This is a genomic window from Methanosarcina sediminis (genome assembly GCF_052056915.1).
In the GTDB taxonomy this organism is placed as follows: domain Archaea; phylum Halobacteriota; class Methanosarcinia; order Methanosarcinales; family Methanosarcinaceae; genus MTP4.
This window is the reverse complement of the sequence record NZ_CP195119.1, coordinates 3,550,797-3,570,279: the sequence shown is the minus strand read 5'-3', so window position 1 is coordinate 3,570,279 and position 19,483 is coordinate 3,550,797. Positions and strand designations below refer to the sequence as shown.

The 19,483-nt window shown below is 47.4% G+C and carries 22 protein-coding genes; 13 read left to right on the top strand and 9 right to left on the bottom strand.

The window, feature by feature from the left end; genetic code table 11:
- Positions 1 to 22 precede the first annotated feature (22 nt).
- Complete coding sequence (locus ACSAZK_RS15665; RefSeq protein ID WP_440954976.1) at positions 23 to 310, bottom strand: chorismate mutase; 288 nt, start codon at positions 308 to 310, stop codon at positions 23 to 25.
- Positions 307 to 1,188, bottom strand: a complete 882-nt coding sequence (locus tag ACSAZK_RS15660; protein ID WP_440954975.1) for a shikimate kinase — start codon at positions 1,186 to 1,188, stop codon at positions 307 to 309. Before ACSAZK_RS15660 ends, ACSAZK_RS15665 begins: the two co-directional genes overlap by 4 nt.
- Before the next feature lie 241 nt (positions 1,189 to 1,429).
- Between ACSAZK_RS15660 and ACSAZK_RS15655 the strand changes: the two genes are divergently transcribed.
- From ACSAZK_RS15655 to ACSAZK_RS15630, 6 genes are all read left to right on the top strand, one after another.
- Positions 1,430 to 2,425, top strand: coding sequence for a PhoU domain-containing protein (locus tag ACSAZK_RS15655; protein WP_440957044.1), 996 nt, complete (start codon positions 1,430 to 1,432; stop codon positions 2,423 to 2,425).
- A gap of 473 nt (positions 2,426 to 2,898) precedes the next feature.
- A complete protein-coding gene (locus ACSAZK_RS15650) occupies positions 2,899 to 3,540 on the top strand; it encodes an Era-like GTP-binding protein (protein WP_048179650.1) in 642 nt (213 codons plus the stop codon).
- Between the two features lie 5 nt (positions 3,541 to 3,545).
- Complete coding sequence (locus ACSAZK_RS15645) at positions 3,546 to 3,905, top strand: DUF2073 domain-containing protein (RefSeq protein ID WP_048183486.1); 360 nt, start codon at positions 3,546 to 3,548, stop codon at positions 3,903 to 3,905.
- Between the two features lie 14 nt (positions 3,906 to 3,919).
- Positions 3,920 to 4,435, top strand: a complete 516-nt coding sequence (locus ACSAZK_RS15640; RefSeq protein ID WP_048179654.1) for a hypothetical protein — start codon at positions 3,920 to 3,922, stop codon at positions 4,433 to 4,435.
- 357 nt (positions 4,436 to 4,792) lie between these two features.
- A complete protein-coding gene (gene hxlB, locus ACSAZK_RS15635) occupies positions 4,793 to 5,407 on the top strand; it encodes a 6-phospho-3-hexuloisomerase (protein ID WP_440954974.1) in 615 nt (204 codons plus the stop codon).
- A gap of 88 nt (positions 5,408 to 5,495) precedes the next feature.
- Positions 5,496 to 6,608 carry a pyridoxal phosphate-dependent aminotransferase gene (locus ACSAZK_RS15630; protein WP_440954973.1) on the top strand — a complete coding sequence of 371 codons (1,113 nt, stop codon included), beginning with the start codon at positions 5,496 to 5,498 and terminating at the stop codon, positions 6,606 to 6,608.
- A gap of 48 nt (positions 6,609 to 6,656) precedes the next feature.
- Here ACSAZK_RS15630 and ACSAZK_RS15625 read toward each other — a convergent pair whose 3' ends face one another.
- Positions 6,657 to 6,851: a hypothetical protein gene (locus tag ACSAZK_RS15625; protein WP_440954972.1), complete on the bottom strand. Its 195-nt coding sequence runs from the start codon at positions 6,849 to 6,851 to the stop codon at positions 6,657 to 6,659.
- Positions 6,852 to 6,861: 10 nt separating this feature from the next.
- Here ACSAZK_RS15625 and ACSAZK_RS15620 point away from each other — a divergent pair, with 10 nt between their 5' ends.
- Entirely contained in the window at positions 6,862 to 7,323 is a 462-nt protein-coding gene (locus ACSAZK_RS15620; RefSeq protein WP_440954971.1) for a hypothetical protein, read from the top strand.
- A complete protein-coding gene (locus ACSAZK_RS15615) occupies positions 7,286 to 8,455 on the top strand; it encodes a cytochrome c biogenesis protein (protein ID WP_440954970.1) in 1,170 nt (389 codons plus the stop codon). Before ACSAZK_RS15620 ends, ACSAZK_RS15615 begins: the two co-directional genes overlap by 38 nt.
- Positions 8,456 to 8,595: 140 nt before the next feature.
- Here ACSAZK_RS15615 and ACSAZK_RS15610 read toward each other — a convergent pair whose 3' ends face one another.
- Positions 8,596 to 9,606 carry an NOG1 family protein gene (locus tag ACSAZK_RS15610; protein WP_440954969.1) on the bottom strand — a complete coding sequence of 337 codons (1,011 nt, stop codon included), beginning with the start codon at positions 9,604 to 9,606 and terminating at the stop codon, positions 8,596 to 8,598.
- Between the two features lie 607 nt (positions 9,607 to 10,213).
- Here ACSAZK_RS15610 and ACSAZK_RS15605 point away from each other — a divergent pair.
- Entirely contained in the window at positions 10,214 to 11,089 is an 876-nt protein-coding gene (locus ACSAZK_RS15605) for a CBS domain-containing protein (RefSeq protein ID WP_440954968.1), read from the top strand.
- 152 nt (positions 11,090 to 11,241) lie between these two features.
- Here ACSAZK_RS15605 and hisE read toward each other — a convergent pair whose 3' ends face one another.
- Positions 11,242 to 11,556, bottom strand: coding sequence for a phosphoribosyl-ATP diphosphatase (gene hisE, locus ACSAZK_RS15600; RefSeq protein ID WP_048179671.1), 315 nt, complete (start codon positions 11,554 to 11,556; stop codon positions 11,242 to 11,244).
- Between the two features lie 122 nt (positions 11,557 to 11,678).
- Positions 11,679 to 12,941, bottom strand: coding sequence for a 3-isopropylmalate dehydratase large subunit (locus ACSAZK_RS15595; protein ID WP_440957043.1), 1,263 nt, complete (start codon positions 12,939 to 12,941; stop codon positions 11,679 to 11,681).
- 131 nt (positions 12,942 to 13,072) lie between these two features.
- Between ACSAZK_RS15595 and ACSAZK_RS15590 the strand changes: the two genes are divergently transcribed.
- Positions 13,073 to 13,240 carry a hypothetical protein gene (locus tag ACSAZK_RS15590; RefSeq protein ID WP_440954967.1) on the top strand — a complete coding sequence of 56 codons (168 nt, stop codon included), beginning with the start codon at positions 13,073 to 13,075 and terminating at the stop codon, positions 13,238 to 13,240.
- On the opposite strand, the gene ACSAZK_RS15585 is transcribed toward ACSAZK_RS15590, so the two are convergent.
- A complete protein-coding gene (locus ACSAZK_RS15585; RefSeq protein ID WP_440954966.1) occupies positions 13,205 to 14,116 on the bottom strand; it encodes a YkgJ family cysteine cluster protein in 912 nt (303 codons plus the stop codon). The genes ACSAZK_RS15590 and ACSAZK_RS15585 overlap by 36 nt on opposite strands.
- 223 nt (positions 14,117 to 14,339) lie before the next feature.
- On the opposite strand from ACSAZK_RS15585, the gene ACSAZK_RS15580 reads away from it, so the two are divergent.
- Entirely contained in the window at positions 14,340 to 14,843 is a 504-nt protein-coding gene (locus tag ACSAZK_RS15580; protein WP_048179680.1) for an amino acid-binding protein, read from the top strand.
- Positions 14,844 to 14,995: 152 nt separating this feature from the next.
- Here the strand turns inward: ACSAZK_RS15580 and ACSAZK_RS15575 are convergent, their stop codons facing one another.
- Positions 14,996 to 15,874 carry a hypothetical protein gene (locus ACSAZK_RS15575; RefSeq protein WP_440954965.1) on the bottom strand — a complete coding sequence of 293 codons (879 nt, stop codon included), beginning with the start codon at positions 15,872 to 15,874 and terminating at the stop codon, positions 14,996 to 14,998.
- A gap of 592 nt (positions 15,875 to 16,466) precedes the next feature.
- Here ACSAZK_RS15575 and ACSAZK_RS15570 point away from each other — a divergent pair.
- Together ACSAZK_RS15570 and ACSAZK_RS15565 are read left to right on the top strand one after the other, a co-directional pair.
- A complete protein-coding gene (locus tag ACSAZK_RS15570; RefSeq protein ID WP_440954964.1) occupies positions 16,467 to 18,419 on the top strand; it encodes a VIT domain-containing protein in 1,953 nt (650 codons plus the stop codon).
- A complete protein-coding gene (locus ACSAZK_RS15565; protein WP_440954963.1) occupies positions 18,416 to 18,667 on the top strand; it encodes a hypothetical protein in 252 nt (83 codons plus the stop codon). Before ACSAZK_RS15570 ends, ACSAZK_RS15565 begins: the two co-directional genes overlap by 4 nt.
- A 294-nt stretch (positions 18,668 to 18,961) precedes the next feature.
- Here the strand turns inward: ACSAZK_RS15565 and ACSAZK_RS15560 are convergent, their stop codons facing one another.
- Positions 18,962 to 19,450, bottom strand: coding sequence for a 5' nucleotidase, NT5C type (locus ACSAZK_RS15560; protein WP_082090607.1), 489 nt, complete (start codon positions 19,448 to 19,450; stop codon positions 18,962 to 18,964).
- Between the last annotated feature and the right edge of the window lie 33 nt (positions 19,451 to 19,483).

Below are 19,483 nucleotides of genomic sequence, written 5' to 3'. Positions count from 1 at the left end.
TTTGACTCCTTTGAAAACCGCTTCAGGGAAGGTTCCCCTTACCGCTTAACTCTTCCTGGCGCTCGATACTCATCCGGATCAGGATATCGAAAATATTTTTTACGAATCCCACGTCGAGGTTAAGTTCTGTGGCAGCGCTCACGGCCCGGTTGATTACAACCTCGTTTTGCGTACGGTCATTTATGGAGGTCCCATTTATTCTTTTTGATTCCAGGACCTTTTCGGCAAGGTTGACCCTTCTGCTAATCAGGGCCAGGATTTCCCTGTCGATTTCTTCTATTTCCTTACGGACAACTTCAAGTTCGCTCAAATGGATCCCTCGCTGCTTAAAGATATTGCGTCCCTGTTATTTATAGTGGTTTCTATGACCCGGCCTTCAAGCCCGCAACTTTCCCAGGCACTCCTGACTTCCTTCAGTTCCCCGGAGCTGACCAGGGCGGCGTAGGAAGGTCCTGTCCCGGAAAGGCTTACGCCCCTTACACCACATTCCAGGGCTCTGAGCATGTATTCGGTATCAAACCCAAGCGCCCCGCAGTAAAGAAAACCGTTAAGGGTCATTGCCCTCTCATAGTCACCCCCGAGAGCAAGGTCGTATGCCATTTCCACATAGGGGGCGATCAGGCGGGAACGCTTCACATCAGTCTCCGCACTGAAGGCTTTCTTATCAGGGGCAAATATCAGGACCTTTGACTCGTACTCTTCCCTTCGTACCAGCTCCATCTGCCTGTTGTCGGTCAGCACGACTCCCCCGAAAAAGGAGGCACACGCATCATCAAAAGCTCCTGTGACCGTAACCCCTACATCTTTTGCAGCCCTGACCCCCAGTTTCACAATATCAAGCGGGGGGAGAGTTTTGTCAATTGCCCTCAGGGTTGCAAGGACAGCCGCGTTTGCCGCTGCACTGCTGCTCTTGAGCCCCCCTGCGAGAGGGACTTCACTCCGGGTCCTCACGGTACCCCCGAGTTCAAGCTCGAACTGCCCCAGGACCATCTCAACGCAGCGTTCGATAAGCCTGGTGTCTCCCTCAGGCAATTCCTCTATTGAGCCGGAAATCCCGGGTTTACCTTCCGAAAGTTCCACTTCTGCAAAAGTCTTCAAGTCTATCCCGAATGCCGAACCTTTCCAGGTGGCAATCGCGTTTATGATGGTTCCTGCCCCGGAAGCACAGGCATACCCTTCAAACGTCATCACCCCCCAGATGCACTGTTAGTTAATATTTTTTGCCTCAGGCCTGGAACGTTTAAAGACCAAAAATTTCAAGAGACTAAACCATAAAAAATAGCATTGTTTTAAATATATACATAGCACATGGAAATTCTATATATTTAACAGAGACTTATTTTAATACTAAAGGATATATGCCATAATTAGTTAGTATGTAGCAATCAATAACCATAAACCCCTAATGATCTAAAAAAGAGGAATAGATATAGAGACAAGGAAAGTTCAACAGACCGGCGGGTCCACATATATAATTTCCTTACCCAAACCATGGGCCGAAAAGGTAGGGATCAAGACCGGGGTGCGGGTTTCTATCCAGGCCCAGCCTGACGGGAAACTGGTAATCGACCCTATCCTCGAAGGCCGCACGATTAAAACGAAAAGGATTGATGTCACCGGCTGTGAAGGGCAGGCCCTGGAAAGAGACATTATTGCCGCCTATATCTACGGATACGACAGAATGGAGTTCGTATCGAAACGGATTCTTTCCAAACAGAAGCAGATCATCCGAAAAGTCTGCTATAAACTGATAGGCCCTGAAATCATTGAAGAGAGTTCAAACTGCCTGGTCATCCAGGACCTCCTGAACCCCAACGAACTCCCAATCAAGAAAGGGATACACCGGATGTACCTGATCTCAAGTTCCATGCAAAAGGATGCAATAAGGGCACTCAAAAACATTGACCACGACCTGGCCCTTGATGTCAGCCTCAGGGACGACGAAGTTGACAGGCTGTATCTCCTGATCTCAAAACAATTCAGGTCTGTCCTCTGCGGCTCGAAGATACCTTATCCTTCGGAAACAAGTATCGAGGAATACCACGACTTCAGGATGGCGGCAAGTCCCCTGGAGCGTATAGGGGACCACTCCCAGAGGATAGCAAACGTTGCCTCAAAACTGGAAACTCCCATTCAATCCGATGTGATGGGAGGAGTAGAGGACCTCAGCGTCGCTTCAATGGAACTCGTCAAACAGGCAATTGACGCTCTTTTTAACGCGGACACGGCCCTTGCAAACAGGGTAATAGACAGCGACGAAATCCTCCGTGACCAGGCAAAAGACCTGGATGCATCCATCCTCAAACTCGAATCCCATGAAACCATGGTCTACCTCAGAACGGTTGTGGACAGTCTCACCAGGATAGGGGACTACGGCAAGAACATAGCCGAAATAGCCATAAATTCCGCAATCAACAGCAAGTAAACTACCCTCTCGGAAAAAGTAAGGGGTTTCAAAAAACCCCAAAAAATAGGAACTTATATAAAGGAAAGTACTGAACATTATTACACACCGAAAAAATTTCGCGTAATAAGAAAAAATTTCATGTGATCAGAAATTTTCTGTATGAGTAAGGCCCTTCAATGATCGCATTCAAGGGAACCGGAAGCTGTACAGGAATATTTATATATACTCCGGGATGCATTTTCCCCGGATACACTTACCTCCTCGGGGAAGCAGGAGTTAAAGTTTCAATAATATATATAGGTTCAGAGTAGAATACCTTAGGAAAAATCTACCCTTTTCAGCTTCTCCGGTACCCGGGGTTTAACAAATGAAAATTATTTATATACAAGGGCCAATTAAGATAGAAAAATTATGAAAAACACCAGTTACCCTATCAGGAAAGCAATCTGAAAATCCTTTGGTGTTTATGCTGTTCCCAAGGGAGGGAAGCGATGAGTATGATAAAACGATTTAAGATAAGCTTTTCAAGAATATTTGACAAATTGTTCAAGAAAAAGGGCGCATGCATAGGAATTTACGGACCCCCCAATGCCGGCAAAACGACCCTTAGCAATAGAATCCTCCGGGACTGGGTAGGAAACGAAGAAACCATGGGTTCGGTGTCCCACATCGCACACGAAACAAGGCACGCAAAACGCCGTAATGAGGTTTCCATCGAATCTAAAGGGCATACGATCAGCCTGGATATCGTGGACACCCCCGGACTTGCGACAAAAATAGATTTCCATGACTTCATGGGACAGGGGATGAGTGATTCCGAATCGAAGAAGAGATCCAAGGAAGCAACGGAAGGTGTTATCGAAGCAGTAAAGTGGCTCGAAGACCTGGACGGCGTGATCCTTGTTATGGACTCCACGGAAAACCCGTACACACAGGTCAATGTCACGGTAATCGGAAATATGGAAGCCAGGAACCTTCCGCTCCTTATCGTTGCAAATAAGGTAGACCTTCCGGAAGCTGATCCGGGAGTCATAAAGGAAGCTTTCCCCCAGCACCCCATGGTACCGATTTCAGCCCTTGACGGAGTCGGGATGGACTCTTTTTACGAAGCTCTGGCAAAACAGTTCGGGTGATCGATATGCAGGGAATTCAAATGGACCTTATATCCGAAGCCAAGATTTCCCAGATGGCTTCGATGGAAAAAGTCCGCTACATAATCGACGAAGTAAGAAAGGGAAAAATCCTCGTGCTTGAAAAAGGCTTAAACCCAATGGAAGAAGCAAAGCTCATTGAAGTGACAATGTCTGCTATCCAGCCGGATGAGTTTTCAGGTATCGAGATGCAAAGCTATCCCTCAAATGGGGAAGCCTCCATCCTTGGTAAGATCTTCAAAAAACAGGGTAATAAAAGGCTTACAGTGATAGGCCCTGCAAACCAGCTCAAGACCCTCAAGAAGGACCGGAATCTGATCAGTGCACTTGTCTCTGCAAGTAAATAAATGAAGTGGAAACAATGTGCGCCCATAAGAGCCAAGATTTGGAACTAAGAATATCCCCTCCCCAATCCCTCGGATCCTTTGAAATGGGCAGGAATGATGTCGATGTGATATGTACCTACGGTAAAATCGCCGTATGGTTCGGAAGAAAGGTTCCCGATTACATCATCGCGCAGGTACTCATAGGAATATCTAAAGTGGACCCGTCAACAGTCCACGAATTTGAGGTAATCTGTGATTTTGAGGAGATCACGGAATACGAAAGCAAGGGGTACACCCTGGTCTCCTATGGGAAAACCACAGGTGGGTACAGGGTAAACTACAGCATCCCTTTTTCCAGCAAAAAAGCCCTGTTCCACCTATCCAAATTCATTCTTGAACAACTCCGGAGAGGAGACGTCCACAAAGACTTCTACTGGAACGGAAACGACTCGGATATTCAACGGCTATACCAGGAACTGAGATCCAGTATCGAAAACTGGGAACTAAAAACCATCAATTATAAGGAAGGAAAAGAAGGTACGGCAAATTAACCGGTTCAATAAGCCAGGAACCTGCAGTCAGGACTGACATGTCAAAGGATTTTAAAAGTACGTTGTTTTGTACGTCTCTTTGAAAGACCGTACATAGGTTACGAAACTTTTATAACTTACAACCCGTTTAGGGATTTAATGGCAGATAAATTTCCTACCAGAATAATGCTTCTTACCGGAATAATGCTTAATGGACTTTTTGAGGAACGTTAATTATTTGAAGGAAACCGTTAATCAAGCCGCTAAATCAAGTGCTAAATCAAGTGCTAAATTAAGTGCTAAATCAAGCGCTAAACAATCAAAGATATACTTAAAAAATAATCGGGACTTTACCCAACATTTTTTTGGAGAACTCATATGACAGACTGTCAGGTTACAGACTGCGAAGACGTAATATTATCGATGAGACTGATAGTGGATCAGCTAAATGACGTAATTAACAGGCTTGAAAATGAAGCCATAAAGGGAATGCTTCAGAAGACCCTCGATGCCGAGAGGATCTTCCTGATGGGAGCAGGCAGGTCAGGGCTTGTTGCCAAGGCATTTGCCATGCGCCTCATGCACCTCGGGTTTACCGTCTATGTGGTTGGAGAAACCACAACCCCTGCTGTCCAGGAAAAAGATGTCGTGATTGCCATTTCAGGCTCCGGGGAAACCCGTTCCATCGCCAACCTGGGGAAGATCGTAAAGGACATAGGTTCCACCCTGATAACGGTCACCTCTAAAAAGGAGTCAACCCTCGGTAGGATCTCGGATATAGCCATGGTCCTCCCGAGCAAAACCAAAGACGACCTTGACGCCGGGGGCTACCTTGAGAGGAACATGCGAGGAGACTACAAGAACCTGCCACCTCTCGGGACGGCTTTCGAGATTACCTCACTTGTATTCCTGGACTCGGTAATCGCCCAGCTGATTACGCTTACCGGAGCATCCGAAGCCGAGCTCAAGTCCAGGCACACGAACATCGAATAAAATTCTGAAATCGGCCAATACCCGCATTCCGAGGTAGCGTTTCGCCTAAATTTGCCCTGGCAGGGAATTGGAGCAAGAGGGTTTTAAGATGAAGGACATGAAGTTTTCAGAGAATGTACTCAGGATAGACACATCGGGAATCAGGAAGATCTTCGAAGCCGCCGGCTCGGACGCCATAAATCTCGGGCTCGGGCAGCCGGACTTTGACACCCCGGCACATATCAAAGAGGCGGCGATTAAAGCCATAAGCGAAGGTTTTACCGGTTACACCGTGGGCCCGGGAATTCCGGAACTCAGGGAAGCCCTTAGCAGGAAATTCGAAGAGGAAAACGGGTTTTCAGTCTCCCCCCAGGAAATTATTGTCACCTCAGGAGCGTCGGAAGCCCTTAGTATTGCCCTTGCCGCCCTCCTGAACCCGGGGGACGAAGTTCTGATCTCGAATCCCGGTTTCGTTTCCTACAATGCCCTTGTCGAAATCCTGAACGGCAAGACAGTAAGCGTGCCCCTCTCGGAAGATCTCACCATGAAACCCGAAAGCGTGCTCGAGAAGATCAACCCGAAGACCAGGGCCCTGATCCTGAATTCCCCCTCGAACCCCACCGGAGCCGTGACGAGCAAAGCCGACATCAAAGCTCTTGCCGAAATTGCCGACGACTATAACATCACCATCATCTCCGATGAGGTCTACGAATACTTCATCTACGAAGGGGAACACGTAAGCCCTGCCAGCTACTCGGACAACGTCATCACCGTGAACGCCACCTCCAAGAGCTATGCCATGACCGGCTGGAGACTCGGCTATGTGGCAGCCAGAAAGGAGTACACGGACCAGATGCTCAAAGTCCACCAGTACATCCAGGCCTGCGCCAACTCGGTCGCCCAGAAAGCCGCCTATGCCGCCGTTGCCGGCCCGAAAGACTCGGTAAACACCATGCGCGAAGAATTCAGGAAGCGCAGGGACGTGCTGGTAAATGGCCTCAACGACCTTGGAATGGAATGCCCTACCCCCAAAGGGGCTTTCTACGCCTTCCCGAAAGTTTCAAACTCTGCAGAAGTTGCCTCAAGGTTCATCTCGAACGGCGTGGTCGTCGTCCCGGGAACGGCTTTTGGCAGCGGAGGCAACGGGTACATAAGGCTTTCCTATGCAGCTTCCATGGAAAATATAGAAAAGGCACTCGGCATCATGGAAAAAGTACTTTAAAAACCCTTAAGTTCAAAGCAGGGGATAAAAACCTTCTCTCCCCTCCTTTTAAGCATTATTTTTCACTTTCATCACTTTCATCACTTTCATCACTTTCATCACTTTTATCACTTTTACCACTTTTACCACTTTTACCACTTTTACCACTTTTACCACTTTTACCACTTTTACCACTTTTACCACTTTTACCACTTTTTTCTTCACACGTTTCAATTTAAAAAAAGTTAAATCAAGTACTTCCAAATAGTACACCATGAAAAGCAGCGAACTCTTTGCTGTTTTTACGGCAGCTGTTCTCGTCATTATCATATTATGGAACATCTTTCCAGTCCATACTTTTTTGGGACAGGAAGAAGACGAGGCCGCCCCGGACCTGAACGTCAGTGCTTCCCGGGCAATTCAAACAGTTGTCAACGACTCCAATGCTTCCGCGTACATCTCGGAGAACTTCAGGGTTCCGGAATGGAGGGTTTTCAGGGCCACCCTCATCTGCCACAGTACATACGATCTGAATGGGACTGCAACCCAGGAGGGAGAAAATGTCTGGAAAGTCGAGATCATGGAAAGGAACTGTGCCTGCGCAGGGGTGAACAGCCTCTACGTAATCGAAGGCTATGTGTCCGCAGATACGGGGGAGCTCCTGGATGTATCCACAAAAATCACCTCGGAAAGCGGCTATGAAAAAGCTACCTGCTCCTCAACGGCATGCCATTGATATAAAACCGGGGCTGAAAATATGCCTCTTATTACTGATCGGCCTTCTGTCCTTTAGCCCTGCACCCGCTTATGCTGCCGGAAACGAGACCGTTTCAGTGGAGTATTTCTACGAAGAAGGCTGCCTGAAATGCCAGCAGGCCCTGCCCGTGGTAGGCCAGGTCGTTAAGAGCTACCCTGATGCCAATTTTTCTATTTACGAAATAATGAGTTCCTATACCCGCATGAAAGAATACAGGATAACTACCGTCCCCACCATCGTCGTCAACCGAAGTACGGTAATCACTTACCGGGACTACGAAGGAAACGAGACAATTCTCAAAACCCTGCTTGAGGAAGCAATCGAAAACTCCACCCTTCCGCCCTTTCCTGCAGGCGAGCCTCCTGCAGGAGAAAGTTCGGATTATAACAATGAAACTAACAATGAAACCCCGGAGGAGCTGAACGGGGAGAAAATGAATCCTTTCTTCATCCTTGCCGCAGGCATCCTTGCGGGTTTCAACCCCTGCCTCCTCGCTGTAATGGCTTTTCTGGCCTCGATCACCCTTTCCCAGCAGGGAGGAAAAAGGGAGATGCTCAAGATCACAGCCGGCTTTTCTGCAGGGATCTTTGTAATGTATATGGTTGCCGGGATTAGCATCCTGGGCACGGTCAGTTTCATCCCGAGAATCAGGGAGACTGTCACGACTTTCCTGGCACTGATGACCGGGATTGTAGGGCTCTGGCATATCTACGATGCATACAGGCTCAAAGTGGATGCAAAATCAACCTTCAAGACCCCGAGGGCCCTGAAAAATTTCATGGAAAGGATCGGGAAAAAGAACCTCCTGCTCCTTTCTTTCCTGGCCGGAGGGATGTTTTCGCTGGTCAAAGCTCCCTGCGTGGGAGCAATCTACCTCTCCATCCTGAACATGCTGGTCACGAAAACCGGCATGCTCGAAGGAGCATTCTACCTTGCAATCTACAACCTTGGCCTGGTGCTCCCGGTAATTGGCCTGGGAATACTGCTAACCATCGGTATGAGCCCGGAAACAGTCACGGAATTCAGGGAAAAAAGGAGAGTCGAAATCAGGCTGGTGACAGGGCTTATCCTTATTGCCCTAGCCCTGCTAATGCAGTTCAGGATACTCTGAACAGCCACAAGAATATCTAAAATTGGATTTCAGCTAAAATCAGATTTCAGCTAAAATCAGATTCCAGCTGAAATAAGTCCTGAATGAAGCAGCTTATAGCTAAAAGAAATTCCGAAACTAAATACAGGTCGGATAAGGAATCAGAGAATGAACTCCTCATCGGACTCTTCTTCAGACTCTTCTAAAGATTGAAGGCGCTTTTCTTCAATCATTCCGACCAGTCTTTCAACTACCTCTTCAATCCCTTCCCCTGTAATGGCGGAGATGTTCATTTCGACTTCTTCAAGCTTCTGGAATTCCGGCCTGTCCGCCTTATTTGAAACTACCAGTACGGGGAGGTCAAAGTTTTCCTTAATTTCTTCAAGGAGATGCCTCTGGTCTTTGATCTCGTACCCGCAGCTTTCACTGGGGTCCATGATGAACATGACAACTGCATCCAGGTAGCTGATTGCAGTAATTGCCTGGCGTTCGATGTCGTTTCGCTCGGACATTGGCCGGTCCAGGAGACCCGGAGTGTCCATGACCTGGTAGCGGACTCCTTCCCGCGTGAAGTGCCCTATGCTGACCCCTTTTGTGGTGAAGGGATAGGAAGCGACTTCCGGGGTTGCCCCGGTAACTTTCGAAACAAAACTGGACTTTCCTACGTTCGGGTAGCCTGCAACCACGAGTGTGGGCTCGTCCTGGACTTCAGGAAGCTTCCTCAGGATGTTTCTCGCCTTGTTCAGGAAGAGGAGGTCCTTGTTAATGGACTTGATAATCGAAGCCAGCCTCCCGAAAGCTTCTTTCCGGACAGTGTCGGGATTGTCGGCAACCCTTATCTTCCCGACATAAGACCTGGCAAGCCCGTGGATTTTCTGGCTGGCCCACTCTACGGAACCCAGGGACATCCTGAGCTGGTCCACCCCTACCAGGATATCCGTGATTTCGTAATAGAAACGGGGAAGGTTTTCAAAAGTTGGGAAACGCCGGACAATATTTGCGAGGTTATCGGACAAAATGTTTGCTGCTGTCAGCAGCATGGATTCATTTGCACTGATTCGGCTATCTCTGCCGTCAATGGTTTTCCCGGACATTGCCCTGGAAGCCCTTCTGAAGGATTTATTGATTAATTCCTCGGAAGTGGGAACTGTGTGAATTTTCTCGAATATCATACTTTTCAGACTCTTTAATAGACGCTCTTCTACTGGCTTCTTGCGGAAAAACCCTTCTCAGGGCCGTTCAAAGGCTCAAAAACTTAAAAGTTCAATATCTTAAAGGCACCATGGCTTAAAAGGCACTATAGCTTAAAGGCTCTATGGACTGGGTACTTCTTCAGGCTGTCCTGAGCCCGGTAAAATTTACTCAGGAAGGTTTTTCCAGGCTTTTAAGTGTGCCGGAAGAAACTACCCGAAAAACCATACTTAAAGATTAGGCTATTACTTGCCGCAGCATCAGAAGGCTCAGGCAAAAGACCCGGGCACAAACTGTAGACATATAAACTATATTTGATCTGTGGGGACCAACCAATGAACGTTTAATGACATTACCGCCATTTTTTATATATTTGTAATTACAAATTGAAGCAACAAACTGTAGATATAGCCCGTAATCTGTTGAATACTCAAAGCAGGACCGGACTCTTTTTATATTTGTAATTGTAATTTGTAATAGGAATTTATAATAATTAATTATGGCAAATCGTCATGTTGCACATTATTATCGGTGTATATAGCGCTATACATCAATAGAATACATGTATATGAAATTGATGGTGGTTGTATGGAACTCACACCTATTCAAAAAGATATTATAATTGCGTTACTCAATCTCCAGCGGCAGAAAGACCGGGCGATCAAAGGGGAAGAAATCGCCGAGGTCATACAGCGCAACCCGGGGACCATCCGCAACCAGATGCAGCTTTTAAAAGCCTTAGGTCTGGTAGAAGGGGTACCCGGACCGAAAGGAGGGTATAAACCCATGGGAGCAGCATACGGTGCCCTGAGGATCCAGCAGTTGAAACATGAATCCGTAGTCCCGATCTACAAAAACAACGTTATCGTTAACGGGGCGACTGCTGCCGAGATCAGCTTTACGACAGTCCGCAGCCCTGACATGTGTAACGGGGTAATCAGGGTGCTCGGGAACACCAAGGACTTCATACTCGACGATAAGATCCAGGTAGGCCCGACTCCTGTAAACCGGCTGATCATCCGGGGGGAAGTCACAGGGAGAGATGACACTAACAATTCCATTCTTTTCAACATCAACGAAATGATCTCCCTTCCGAAAAAGCAGGTCAAACACTACATGAAATACCCGCCCATGCTCGTGAACGTGAACGCCAGCATCCAGGAAGCAACCAGGCTTTTTATCCGCAACAACGTCCACGGTGCCCCAGTAGATGACAAAGGGAAAATTGTCGGGATTGTAACATACACCGACATCGCCCATGCCATTGCCCAGGGCAAACTCAACATAAAAATAAAGGACATCATGACAAAAGAGCTGATCACCGTAGACGGAGACATGCAGCTCTACGACGTCGTGAAACTCTTCCACAAATACAACGTAGGAAGACTGGTTGTCACCATAAACGGGGTACCCAAAGGAACCCTCTCAAAAACCGACGTGCTTAACGAACTCGCAGTTTATTGAAAAGTTCAGTAATGAAAAAAAAGTAGGAAATTTTGCAGGAGAAATCTCCGGCCCGAAGGTATCCGGAATCAGTAAGTATATCCGGTAATAGATTGGGGCCGTGAGCCCTTAACTCAATTCCTCTTTTCAATTCCTCTTTTCAATTCCTCTTTTCAATCCCTTTTCATACTTTCATGGCGGGCGCTAAGCTCGGCTGCAATTTCATCCAGAGTGATGTCATTTGCCGCAAGCATCACCAGAAGATGGAAAATCAGGTCTGAAGTTTCCGAAACGATCTCTTCATGGTCATTATTTCGAACCGCCAGGATCGTTTCAATGGACTCCTCCCCTACTTTTTCAAGGATTTTGTTCATACCCTTGCGGTGGTTCAAAAGTTTACAGACGTATGAACATTCGTCATAGTTCATTTTTCGGTCCAGGATAATATCATACACTCTGTTTAAAATTGATAAGTCGGCATCCAGCATTCTAACACCTGTTCAAGAATTGTAAAAATATCGATAATTGGAAATTAATGGAAACTAACTGAAACAAATGGAAATGGAAATTAAATGGGAATTGATTGAAAACAAATGAGTGAGAAAGGTTTTCAGACCTTTCTCGGATCGGTAATTTCTCCGGTAAGGGCGGATGCTCCCGCTGTTGCCGGGGAACAGAGATATACGAAGGATTCGGCACTACCCTCCCTGCCTTTGAAGTTGCGGTTGGAGGTTGCCAGGCCCACTTCTCCTGCACCGAGGAGGCCGAAAGAGCCACCCATACAGGGTCCACAACAGGGGGATTCAACGATTGCCCCGGCTTCCATGAGCTTTTCGATGTAGCCGGCTTTCATCAGTTTCATGTATTCGGTCCTTGAAGCAGGGACTACCAGAAGACGCAGTCCCTTTGCCACGGGCTCGTCTCCCATGATATCAGCCAGGATCTTGATGTCCTCAAACCTGCCGTTCGTACAGGAGCCCATGAAAATCTGGTCGACTTTCGTGCCCTCGACTTCGGAAACGGGCTTTACGTTGTCCACGTTGTGAGGGCAGGCAACCTGGGGTTCCAGGTCCGAGATGTCGTAATGCCTTACATCGAAGTACGCTGCGTCCTCGTCAGACTTCCAGTACGGGTCAAACTCGTAGTCTGGAATGCGCTCTTTCAGATATGCGGCTGTTACCTCGTCCGCCTCGATGATACCTGCCTTTCCGCCCATCTCGATTGCCATGTTGGACATGGTCATACGCTCGGGAATGGAAAGGGAACGGACGGCGGGACCTCCGAATTCGGCAGCCATATACCTGACTCCTTCTACTCCGACGTCCCCGATAAGGTGGAGGATAAGGTCCTTGGAATAAACACGCTCAGGCAACTTCCCTTTGATTTCAAAGCGGAAGGTTTCAGGCACCCTGAACCAGAGTTTCCCCGTGGCAAAGACGGCTGCCATGTCGGTTGAGCCTATGCCGGTAGAAAACGCCCCTAAAGACCCGTAAGCACAGGTGTGAGAGTCCGATCCCACGATAAGGTCTCCAGGCATCACGTGCCCTTTTTCGGGCAGGACCTGGTGGCAGACCCCTTCATAAACGTCATAATTTAAAATGCCCTGCTCTTCCGCGAACTCCCTTAACATGATATGGTTCTGCGCGGCGTGGATGGAATCCGCAGGGACCTGGTGGTCAAATACGATTACAATCTTGCTGGGGTCCCAGACTGTTTTCTCTTCCTGGTCGTTCATAATCTCGTAAAAGCCCTGGATCGCCAGCGGACCTGTAATGTCATGCGTCATTGCCAGGTCTATATTTGCCAGTACAAAATCCCCGGCCTTTACGGATTTCCCGGAGGCTTTCGAAAATATCTTCTCCGAAACAGTCATCGGACGTTCATCACTACCAGACATCCCGGTCATGGGGAATACTACGCTTTATAATAAATAAATTTAATTGATGGTTCGGAGATGGACTGTGAAGAGAAACTTTGTACAGAAGTGCCCAGAAGTGCCCAGAAATGTCCGAAAAAGCACAAATAAAGAAGATAAAAAGGGGAAGAAAAGGAGATAATCGGGAGAAAAGAGGAAGGGAAGAAAAGAGAGATAGAAATAAAATGAGAAGTAAGAGAAAACGCAATCACATAGAAAGTTCAATCATATTCCGGAATTTTCCAGGGGATCTTTGAAACCCCGCTGCTGTCATGGACAATAAAGGCAAAAGCACCTTTTGCCGCATTTTTCTTTGCGAGCTCCAGGCCGCCACCACCTTTTTCGAAATTTTCAAACTTTTCGTACACAGCAAGCATGTCTTCAAGTTCGGCAAAGTATCTGGAAAGCAGGTCCTCAGCCAGTTTCAGGCTCTCTTTTCTGGATATTGGGTATCCCAGCCCTTCACATTCACAGGTGTAAAGCTTCAGGTCTTCCATGTAAAAAGGGTAAGTCCTGCAGAGCATCGGGCGCACGGGGTAGATCCTGCACCTGTTTGCCCCCTGCTCCAGAAAAACACAGTCCCCGTTCCTTTTTCGCCTGAGCATCCAGCCAAAGGCATGGATATTGCCTTCGGAGTCGACGTCCTCTTCCAGTAGTTCCAGGAACTGCAGGGAATTCCCGCCTGCATCACCAGAGATGCCCCCACATTTTTCATGTCCTGCGGACTCTTGTTCCGCAAACTCCTGGCCTGCAGATTTTTCTGCCTCTTCGCCCTCGTAAACACCATCTTCAGGGGCACCTTTAACTTCATCAACCTCAGACCCGGATTCAAAAACGTCCGGGATAAGGGGGCCTGCAATTTCGAGCTTTGACAGCCCGCTGTACTCCCGAATTTCCCCTGTTTCCCGGGGAATTACCAGGACACGGTTGTCCCCGAAAGCCCTCTTACAGCACTTCCCGCACTGGCGGCAGGAAAAGCCTGTTTTTTCAATTTCGGCTGCAAGTTTTTCAGGGTCAAGCCTGCGGGCTGCCTCGATTTCTTTTTTGAGGCCGGAGATCAAAAGGAGCTGGAACTTTGTTTTCCCGGAATTTTTTTTGGATTTTTGCCCGCTGTCTGAACTGGAACCTTTCATACTGCACCTCACAGATATTGCACTTCACAGTACCCTGCTGCTACATCAAATTAACGCAGGAAATTGTTATGCGGAAAACCGGCACAAAATTTCAACAGTAAATTCAGAAGAAAATAACCTGGAAGTCCACCCGGAAAAAACCCTCGCCTTTCCAGCAATCAACGCAGACCAAAAATTCATCAGTAAGCTTTATATCCAGAACCCAATTTAAACTCTAATTTATATGTGGCAGACATTACTCAAAAAATTTGAAAAATACCCGGCTCAGGCAAAGGTGCTTAAACTCTTATTCGAACGCGGCTTCCAGGTAAATGAAGAAGGCAAAGTAACTTCCGGAAGTATCGAGATAGCGCACACCCAGCTTGCAAAAGAAGCAGGAGTTGACCGGAGAGTGGTTGACGCAACCACAAAAACCATCGTCTCGGACAAACTGCTCAGCACTATTTTCAAAAACGTCCATTCAATTCCCTTCTTAAGAGACGTTGCTCCCTCGCTGGACCTCGGAGTCATCATAATCATCCCCGAAGACGCCGCACATGTGGGCATACTTGCAGAAGTTGCAACCCTCATCTCAAGACACGAAGTGAGCATCCGCCAGGCAGTCTCCGACGACCCCTACCTGACCGACAACCCCCGGCTAACCATCATCACCGACCAGAAAGTCCCCGGCGATCTCGTGGACGATATCCTGAAACTTCCCAGCGTGAAGGGTGTAAGCATTTACTGAAAAGTTCTAAAAAAAATTAAAAGGAAAACAAGAAGTAAAAAGGAAAAAAGAAAGCGGGATAGGAAAACCCCGTGTTTCATACTGTTTTCCCTACCAAAAATAATTTTTACGGATAGGATCTGAGAAGAGCTTAAGGTCTGTGTGGCAGAAACTCAGAAGAGTGTTGCCCATCCATTATTGTAGGCATTATAGCAGCCATTGTAGCATTCATTGTCCAGCCAATAGCTTCCATGTACGGTTCCGAAAAACCCTGCAACTTTGTATTCAGCGTTTTCGTACCCTTTCACCTGATGTCCGGGAATAATGAATATGTCATCGTCCTGGTGGGCATTTGCTACCACCGCACCGTTCGGAAGCTCCCAGAGCCGTATATGATAGCCCCCAAGCACCCTGTACTTGCTGTCGGCCATACCGTCCCCACGTACCCAGCTTCCGTCAGGGTATGAGAGGTAGTGAGTGTATTCCGAGGGGTTGTCAGTCCACCTTTGCTTCAGGATTACACTTTTAACTGTTTTCAGGTTACTCTGCTCCCAGACCAGGTTTATCGGGTCTTCAAGTTCATAGAACCACAGGACTTTTGACCATGTCCACTGAGGATAAGAGACAGAACCAGAGTCACCATCAGAAGCCAGCCACCATTCGTAGGGGTCACCGGCAGTTGTCAGGACCACGGATTTTTCGGACACGACCTCTTTTTGATCTCCCGGCTGCATCACAAAAGGACCTGCGCGTGTATTCACCGCCACCTGCTTCCCCGAAGGAACGGTAAAAGATTTTGTTTTTGTCAATTTATCGACTTTGAATTTCTGTTTAAGTTTATCTCCGGAATAAGTCTCGGTAATTTCAAACTGCCCGTCTTTTTTGTATTTGTAAACCGTTTCCACCTCTACTTCCACGGTGTGAGCTTGCTTCCATTCTTCCCAGGAGGAAGAATCAGCGGGCTTTTCTCCACTGTCTTCATTCCAGGGAGATTTGTTCTCCTGAGCAGCTCCTGCCGCCGGAACCAGCCCCATTCCTAAAAACAGCATCATAACGACTAAGCTGATAAAAACCAATTTTTTGCAGATATTCAACTATTCCCCTCCAATAATTTCCTGAACACCAGAAACAATTATCGCATACAAAAACAAACGTGATCCGTATATATTTATTTGAGAAACACAATGCCAGTATAATTGCAAAGTAATATTAGAAACAAAAAAGTGATATGGGAAACAAAACTTCACATATTTTAAGATCCGAAGCTGCGAGTTTAAAGACAGTTTCCTGGAATTTGGGACAGAACTTCAGGATAAAAATATTCCTGCCGATAGTTTAGGGGGAAGCCGGAAAAAAGCCCTGGAGAAGGGATTGAAAAATTCCAGGGGAAAAATGTCAATATTCGGGGTTTTTTATAATTTGAAGCGCCGATATCCCCTGATGAGTCAGAATAACTTCGAACAGGCCTGCAGTTAAAGCCACCTATAAATAATAACAGTGTATATTTTCTAATATGTCACGGAGTAAGCATTTTTCCCTGCTTCGTCAGAATTTTGAAAAGAGATTAAAAGAACATTTCATTTCCAATCCTTACAGAACAAAGGGGGATTTTGCATAAAGAAAATTCTTATCATTTGCTTAATTTTGCTGGCAGCCGTACAGGTGGGCGCTGCCAGTTCCAGCTCCGAGTACTTAAAAATTACTACGGATGTGAACAACGGATATGCAATTACCACAGTTGAGGAAAAGCTTAACAACCCGACAGATACGGCGATAACCGACGAATTCAGTTTCCTGATCCCGGAAGAGGCTTTCATCTCCGGGTTTTCCCTGATCATTGACGGGAAAGAATACAGGGCCAAAGTCCTTCCTGAAGAAGAAGCTTCCGAGAGATACGAAACTGCGGCATCTGAAGGGAGGACAGCCGGACTCCTGGAAACGAAAGAAGAAAACCTCTTTTCCTATGCCCTCAGCTTCGAACCCGGCCAGAGCATTACCGTGAAACTGTGCTATGAACAGGCACTTAAGAAAACGCTCGGTGAGTACGAACTGGTGCAGTTCCTGGAAAGCAATCATCCGGTTAACAACCTCTCGGTAAACGTAAACGTAAATGCTGCAAACCAGCTAACCCGCCTGGAAGCCCCGGACTTCCCCGGAGCCGAAGTTGAGTACCTTTCTGCAAACAGCGGACAGGTGAGATATAAGGCAAATTCGCTGTCTTCCTCGGAACTCAGGGTAATTTTCGAAACGGCAAACCCGCCCCTGAACGGGAACATGCTCTTTTACGAAAACGGGGGTAAGGGATACATGATGCACATCTTTTCCCCGAGTGAAGAGGATATGGGGACTTCGGCCATGAGCAAGGAAATAATCTTTGTGCTCGACAAATCAGGCTCGATGCAGGGCTACAAAATGGAGCAGGTAAAGGAAGTGTTCGGAGACATAATTGAGGACCTGCCTCCCGGAGACCGCTTTAACATAATCTCCTTCGACGGGTACGTCCGGAGCTATTCCGAAAGCCTCATGGAAGCAAGCTCCGAGGAGAAAGCCGGAGCCCTGGACTTTGTAAACAGCCTCAATGCAAGAGGCGGCACGAACATCAATGAAGCCCTCCTTACCGCCCTCGGGATGTTCGACCCTGCAAGTGAAAGGGTGCCTATCATCGTCTTCCTGACCGACGGGGAACCCACGGAAGGGGTTACCTCCCCTTACGCAATCCGACAGAACATCCAGGGTGTCAACGAGGCACAGGTCTCGGTCTTCTCCATCGCCTTCGGGATCGATTCCGAAAGCAATTACCAGTTCCTCAGAGCCATGAGCCTTGAGAATTACGGGACCGCAGAGTGGTTTTCCCCTGAAGATAACGCAGCTGAAGAAATAGGCGGCTTCTACGAAACAATTTCAACACCCCTGATTACGGACATGGAATTTTCCTACGGAGAAGGAGTCTCGGAAATCGTGAACACCGGGAAAAAGAACCTCTTTGCAGGCTCTGATGCCATTATCCTCGGCAAATACCCCCCTGAGACCGGCAGCGTCCTTACGGACGTCACGGCAACTACCAGGGCGGGAGACAGGGATTTCTCAGAAGAATTCGATGTAGACCCGGTAGAGGCAAACTCTTTTATTCCACGGCTCTGGGCCTACACCACCATCGAAACCCTGATGGACAGGATCGAAGTCGAAGGGGAAACCGAGGAACTGGTGTCCGAAGTCACGGACCTTGCCCTGGAATTCGAATTCGTGACTCCCTATACCTCCCTCTTCGTGGAACTGCCTGAACCAGCCCCGGAAGAGGACAAAAGCGAAGACTCTGAGGCAGCAGAAGAAGCAATGGAAATGCCTGCAGAAGAAGTAGAGGAAGCAGGGGGAGAATGGGACGAAGAGGAAGTTGTAGAAGAAGACGAAATGGCTGAATCCTCACCCGCACAGCCAAAGCCTGGCGCAGGCTCATCCTACGACAGGAACACTGGGTATGAAGAAGTAGAAAACGTTGAAGAGCTTGATGAAGAGGAACCAACCCCCGGTTTCGGATTGCTTTCAACCCTTATGGGAGTGCTAGGAATCGGCTTTTTACTGCAGAGAAGACAGGAATGAGAAGGCAGGAATTAAGAAAAAAACAAAACCACCGTTACCTGAAAATTGAAGGGGTAAAACCCCTTCCCATACATCTTTTTAAGATAAAGAGAAGAAATAAAGAGATAAGTAAGAGCAGAAGTAAGAGCAGAAGTAAGAGCAGAAGTAAGAGAAAAGAATGCGCTCCCGTCAAGATGAAAATGGCTACATCTTTGATTAACGTGCAGAAAGTGGACGGGAGCACACGCAATAGAGAAGATATTTTGTAATTATTTAATCCAGCTGATTCAGCTAATGCTTATTAGCACCGTGGGTAAAAGAAAAAGGATAATAAGAACCTATAAGCAAAAAGTAAGGTTCGTTACCCAAATAAATTAGTTTAAATCACTGCATAACGTTTTTATTTTTGATGCTTCCGCCAAAACTATCCTACAGCAGATGTTTCCAGAGATAAGTAGCTCGCTTATCTGGCGGGAGCAAATCTCCGGGAAACCGGTCGCTTCCTTTGCTGAAAGGAAACAGGAAAAGGGAAAGGAAACAAAGAAAAGGATTATTTGAAGCTCTCAGAATTTAGGTTCGGTTTCAATTATTCGGCTTAAATTCCGAATTGTCCGGTCCGTATTTTTGTGCAGTACCCCGATTCCCCCGGCGTCCTCCCATTCACTGATATTTTTGAAGTTATCATCGATAAGTACCCTGGTGGGGCCGGAATGAAGGGCTTTTTCCGTCCTCTGGCAAAGAATAGCTTTTTTTGCATAAGCTTCCCCGAGTTCTCTCCTGAGCCATTCTATTTTTCCGGCCCTGGCGTTTGCAAGAGCTTCTCTTCTTTCCGGGAAGGGGAGAGCCGAGAGGATTGAAAGAGGTAAATTCGAAGCGTTCAGGTGAGCGTAAAGCTCCCTTCCCCCGGGTATCCAGGACATGTCGGACCAGAAACTGATCCCCGCATCTGTTAACCTTTTCCAGAAACGGTCTTTATCACACATGTACCAGGTCATCATATTCGGCTCAATTTCTTCGCAAGCCCCGTTGAAGTCCGTGAGTACCCCGTCCATATCAAGGAATATTTTTAGGCCCGGGGTTTCCGG

What these genes read in the sequence shown, in the direction of transcription:
- ACSAZK_RS15610 (WP_440954969.1), bottom strand. Translation starts at nt 9,606, where the DNA reads ATGATATTCGAGAAAATTCACACAGTTCCCACTTCCGAGGAATTAATC.
- ACSAZK_RS15620 (WP_440954971.1), top strand. Translation starts at nt 6,862, where the DNA reads ATGAAAAGCAGCGAACTCTTTGCTGTTTTTACGGCAGCTGTTCTCGTC.
- ACSAZK_RS15560 (WP_082090607.1), bottom strand. Translation starts at nt 19,450, where the DNA reads ATGGACGGGGTACTCACGGACTTCAACGGGGCTTGCGAAGAAATTGAG.
- ACSAZK_RS15645 (WP_048183486.1), top strand. Translation starts at nt 3,546, where the DNA reads ATGCAGGGAATTCAAATGGACCTTATATCCGAAGCCAAGATTTCCCAG.
- hisE (WP_048179671.1), bottom strand. Translation starts at nt 11,556, where the DNA reads ATGCTGGATGCCGACTTATCAATTTTAAACAGAGTGTATGATATTATC.
- hxlB (WP_440954974.1), top strand. Translation starts at nt 4,793, where the DNA reads ATGACAGACTGTCAGGTTACAGACTGCGAAGACGTAATATTATCGATG.
- ACSAZK_RS15615 (WP_440954970.1), top strand. Translation starts at nt 7,286, where the DNA reads ATGAAAAAGCTACCTGCTCCTCAACGGCATGCCATTGATATAAAACCG.
- ACSAZK_RS15605 (WP_440954968.1), top strand. Translation starts at nt 10,214, where the DNA reads ATGGAACTCACACCTATTCAAAAAGATATTATAATTGCGTTACTCAAT.
- ACSAZK_RS15640 (WP_048179654.1), top strand. Translation starts at nt 3,920, where the DNA reads ATGTGCGCCCATAAGAGCCAAGATTTGGAACTAAGAATATCCCCTCCC.
- ACSAZK_RS15565 (WP_440954963.1), top strand. Translation starts at nt 18,416, where the DNA reads ATGAGAAGGCAGGAATTAAGAAAAAAACAAAACCACCGTTACCTGAAA.
- ACSAZK_RS15630 (WP_440954973.1), top strand. Translation starts at nt 5,496, where the DNA reads ATGAAGGACATGAAGTTTTCAGAGAATGTACTCAGGATAGACACATCG.
- ACSAZK_RS15595 (WP_440957043.1), bottom strand. Translation starts at nt 12,941, where the DNA reads ATGACTGTTTCGGAGAAGATATTTTCGAAAGCCTCCGGGAAATCCGTA.
- ACSAZK_RS15650 (WP_048179650.1), top strand. Translation starts at nt 2,899, where the DNA reads ATGAGTATGATAAAACGATTTAAGATAAGCTTTTCAAGAATATTTGAC.
- ACSAZK_RS15575 (WP_440954965.1), bottom strand. Translation starts at nt 15,874, where the DNA reads ATGATGCTGTTTTTAGGAATGGGGCTGGTTCCGGCGGCAGGAGCTGCT.
- ACSAZK_RS15580 (WP_048179680.1), top strand. Translation starts at nt 14,340, where the DNA reads ATGTGGCAGACATTACTCAAAAAATTTGAAAAATACCCGGCTCAGGCA.
- ACSAZK_RS15585 (WP_440954966.1), bottom strand. Translation starts at nt 14,116, where the DNA reads ATGAAAGGTTCCAGTTCAGACAGCGGGCAAAAATCCAAAAAAAATTCC.
- ACSAZK_RS15590 (WP_440954967.1), top strand. Translation starts at nt 13,073, where the DNA reads ATGTCCGAAAAAGCACAAATAAAGAAGATAAAAAGGGGAAGAAAAGGA.
- ACSAZK_RS15660 (WP_440954975.1), bottom strand. Translation starts at nt 1,188, where the DNA reads ATGACGTTTGAAGGGTATGCCTGTGCTTCCGGGGCAGGAACCATCATA.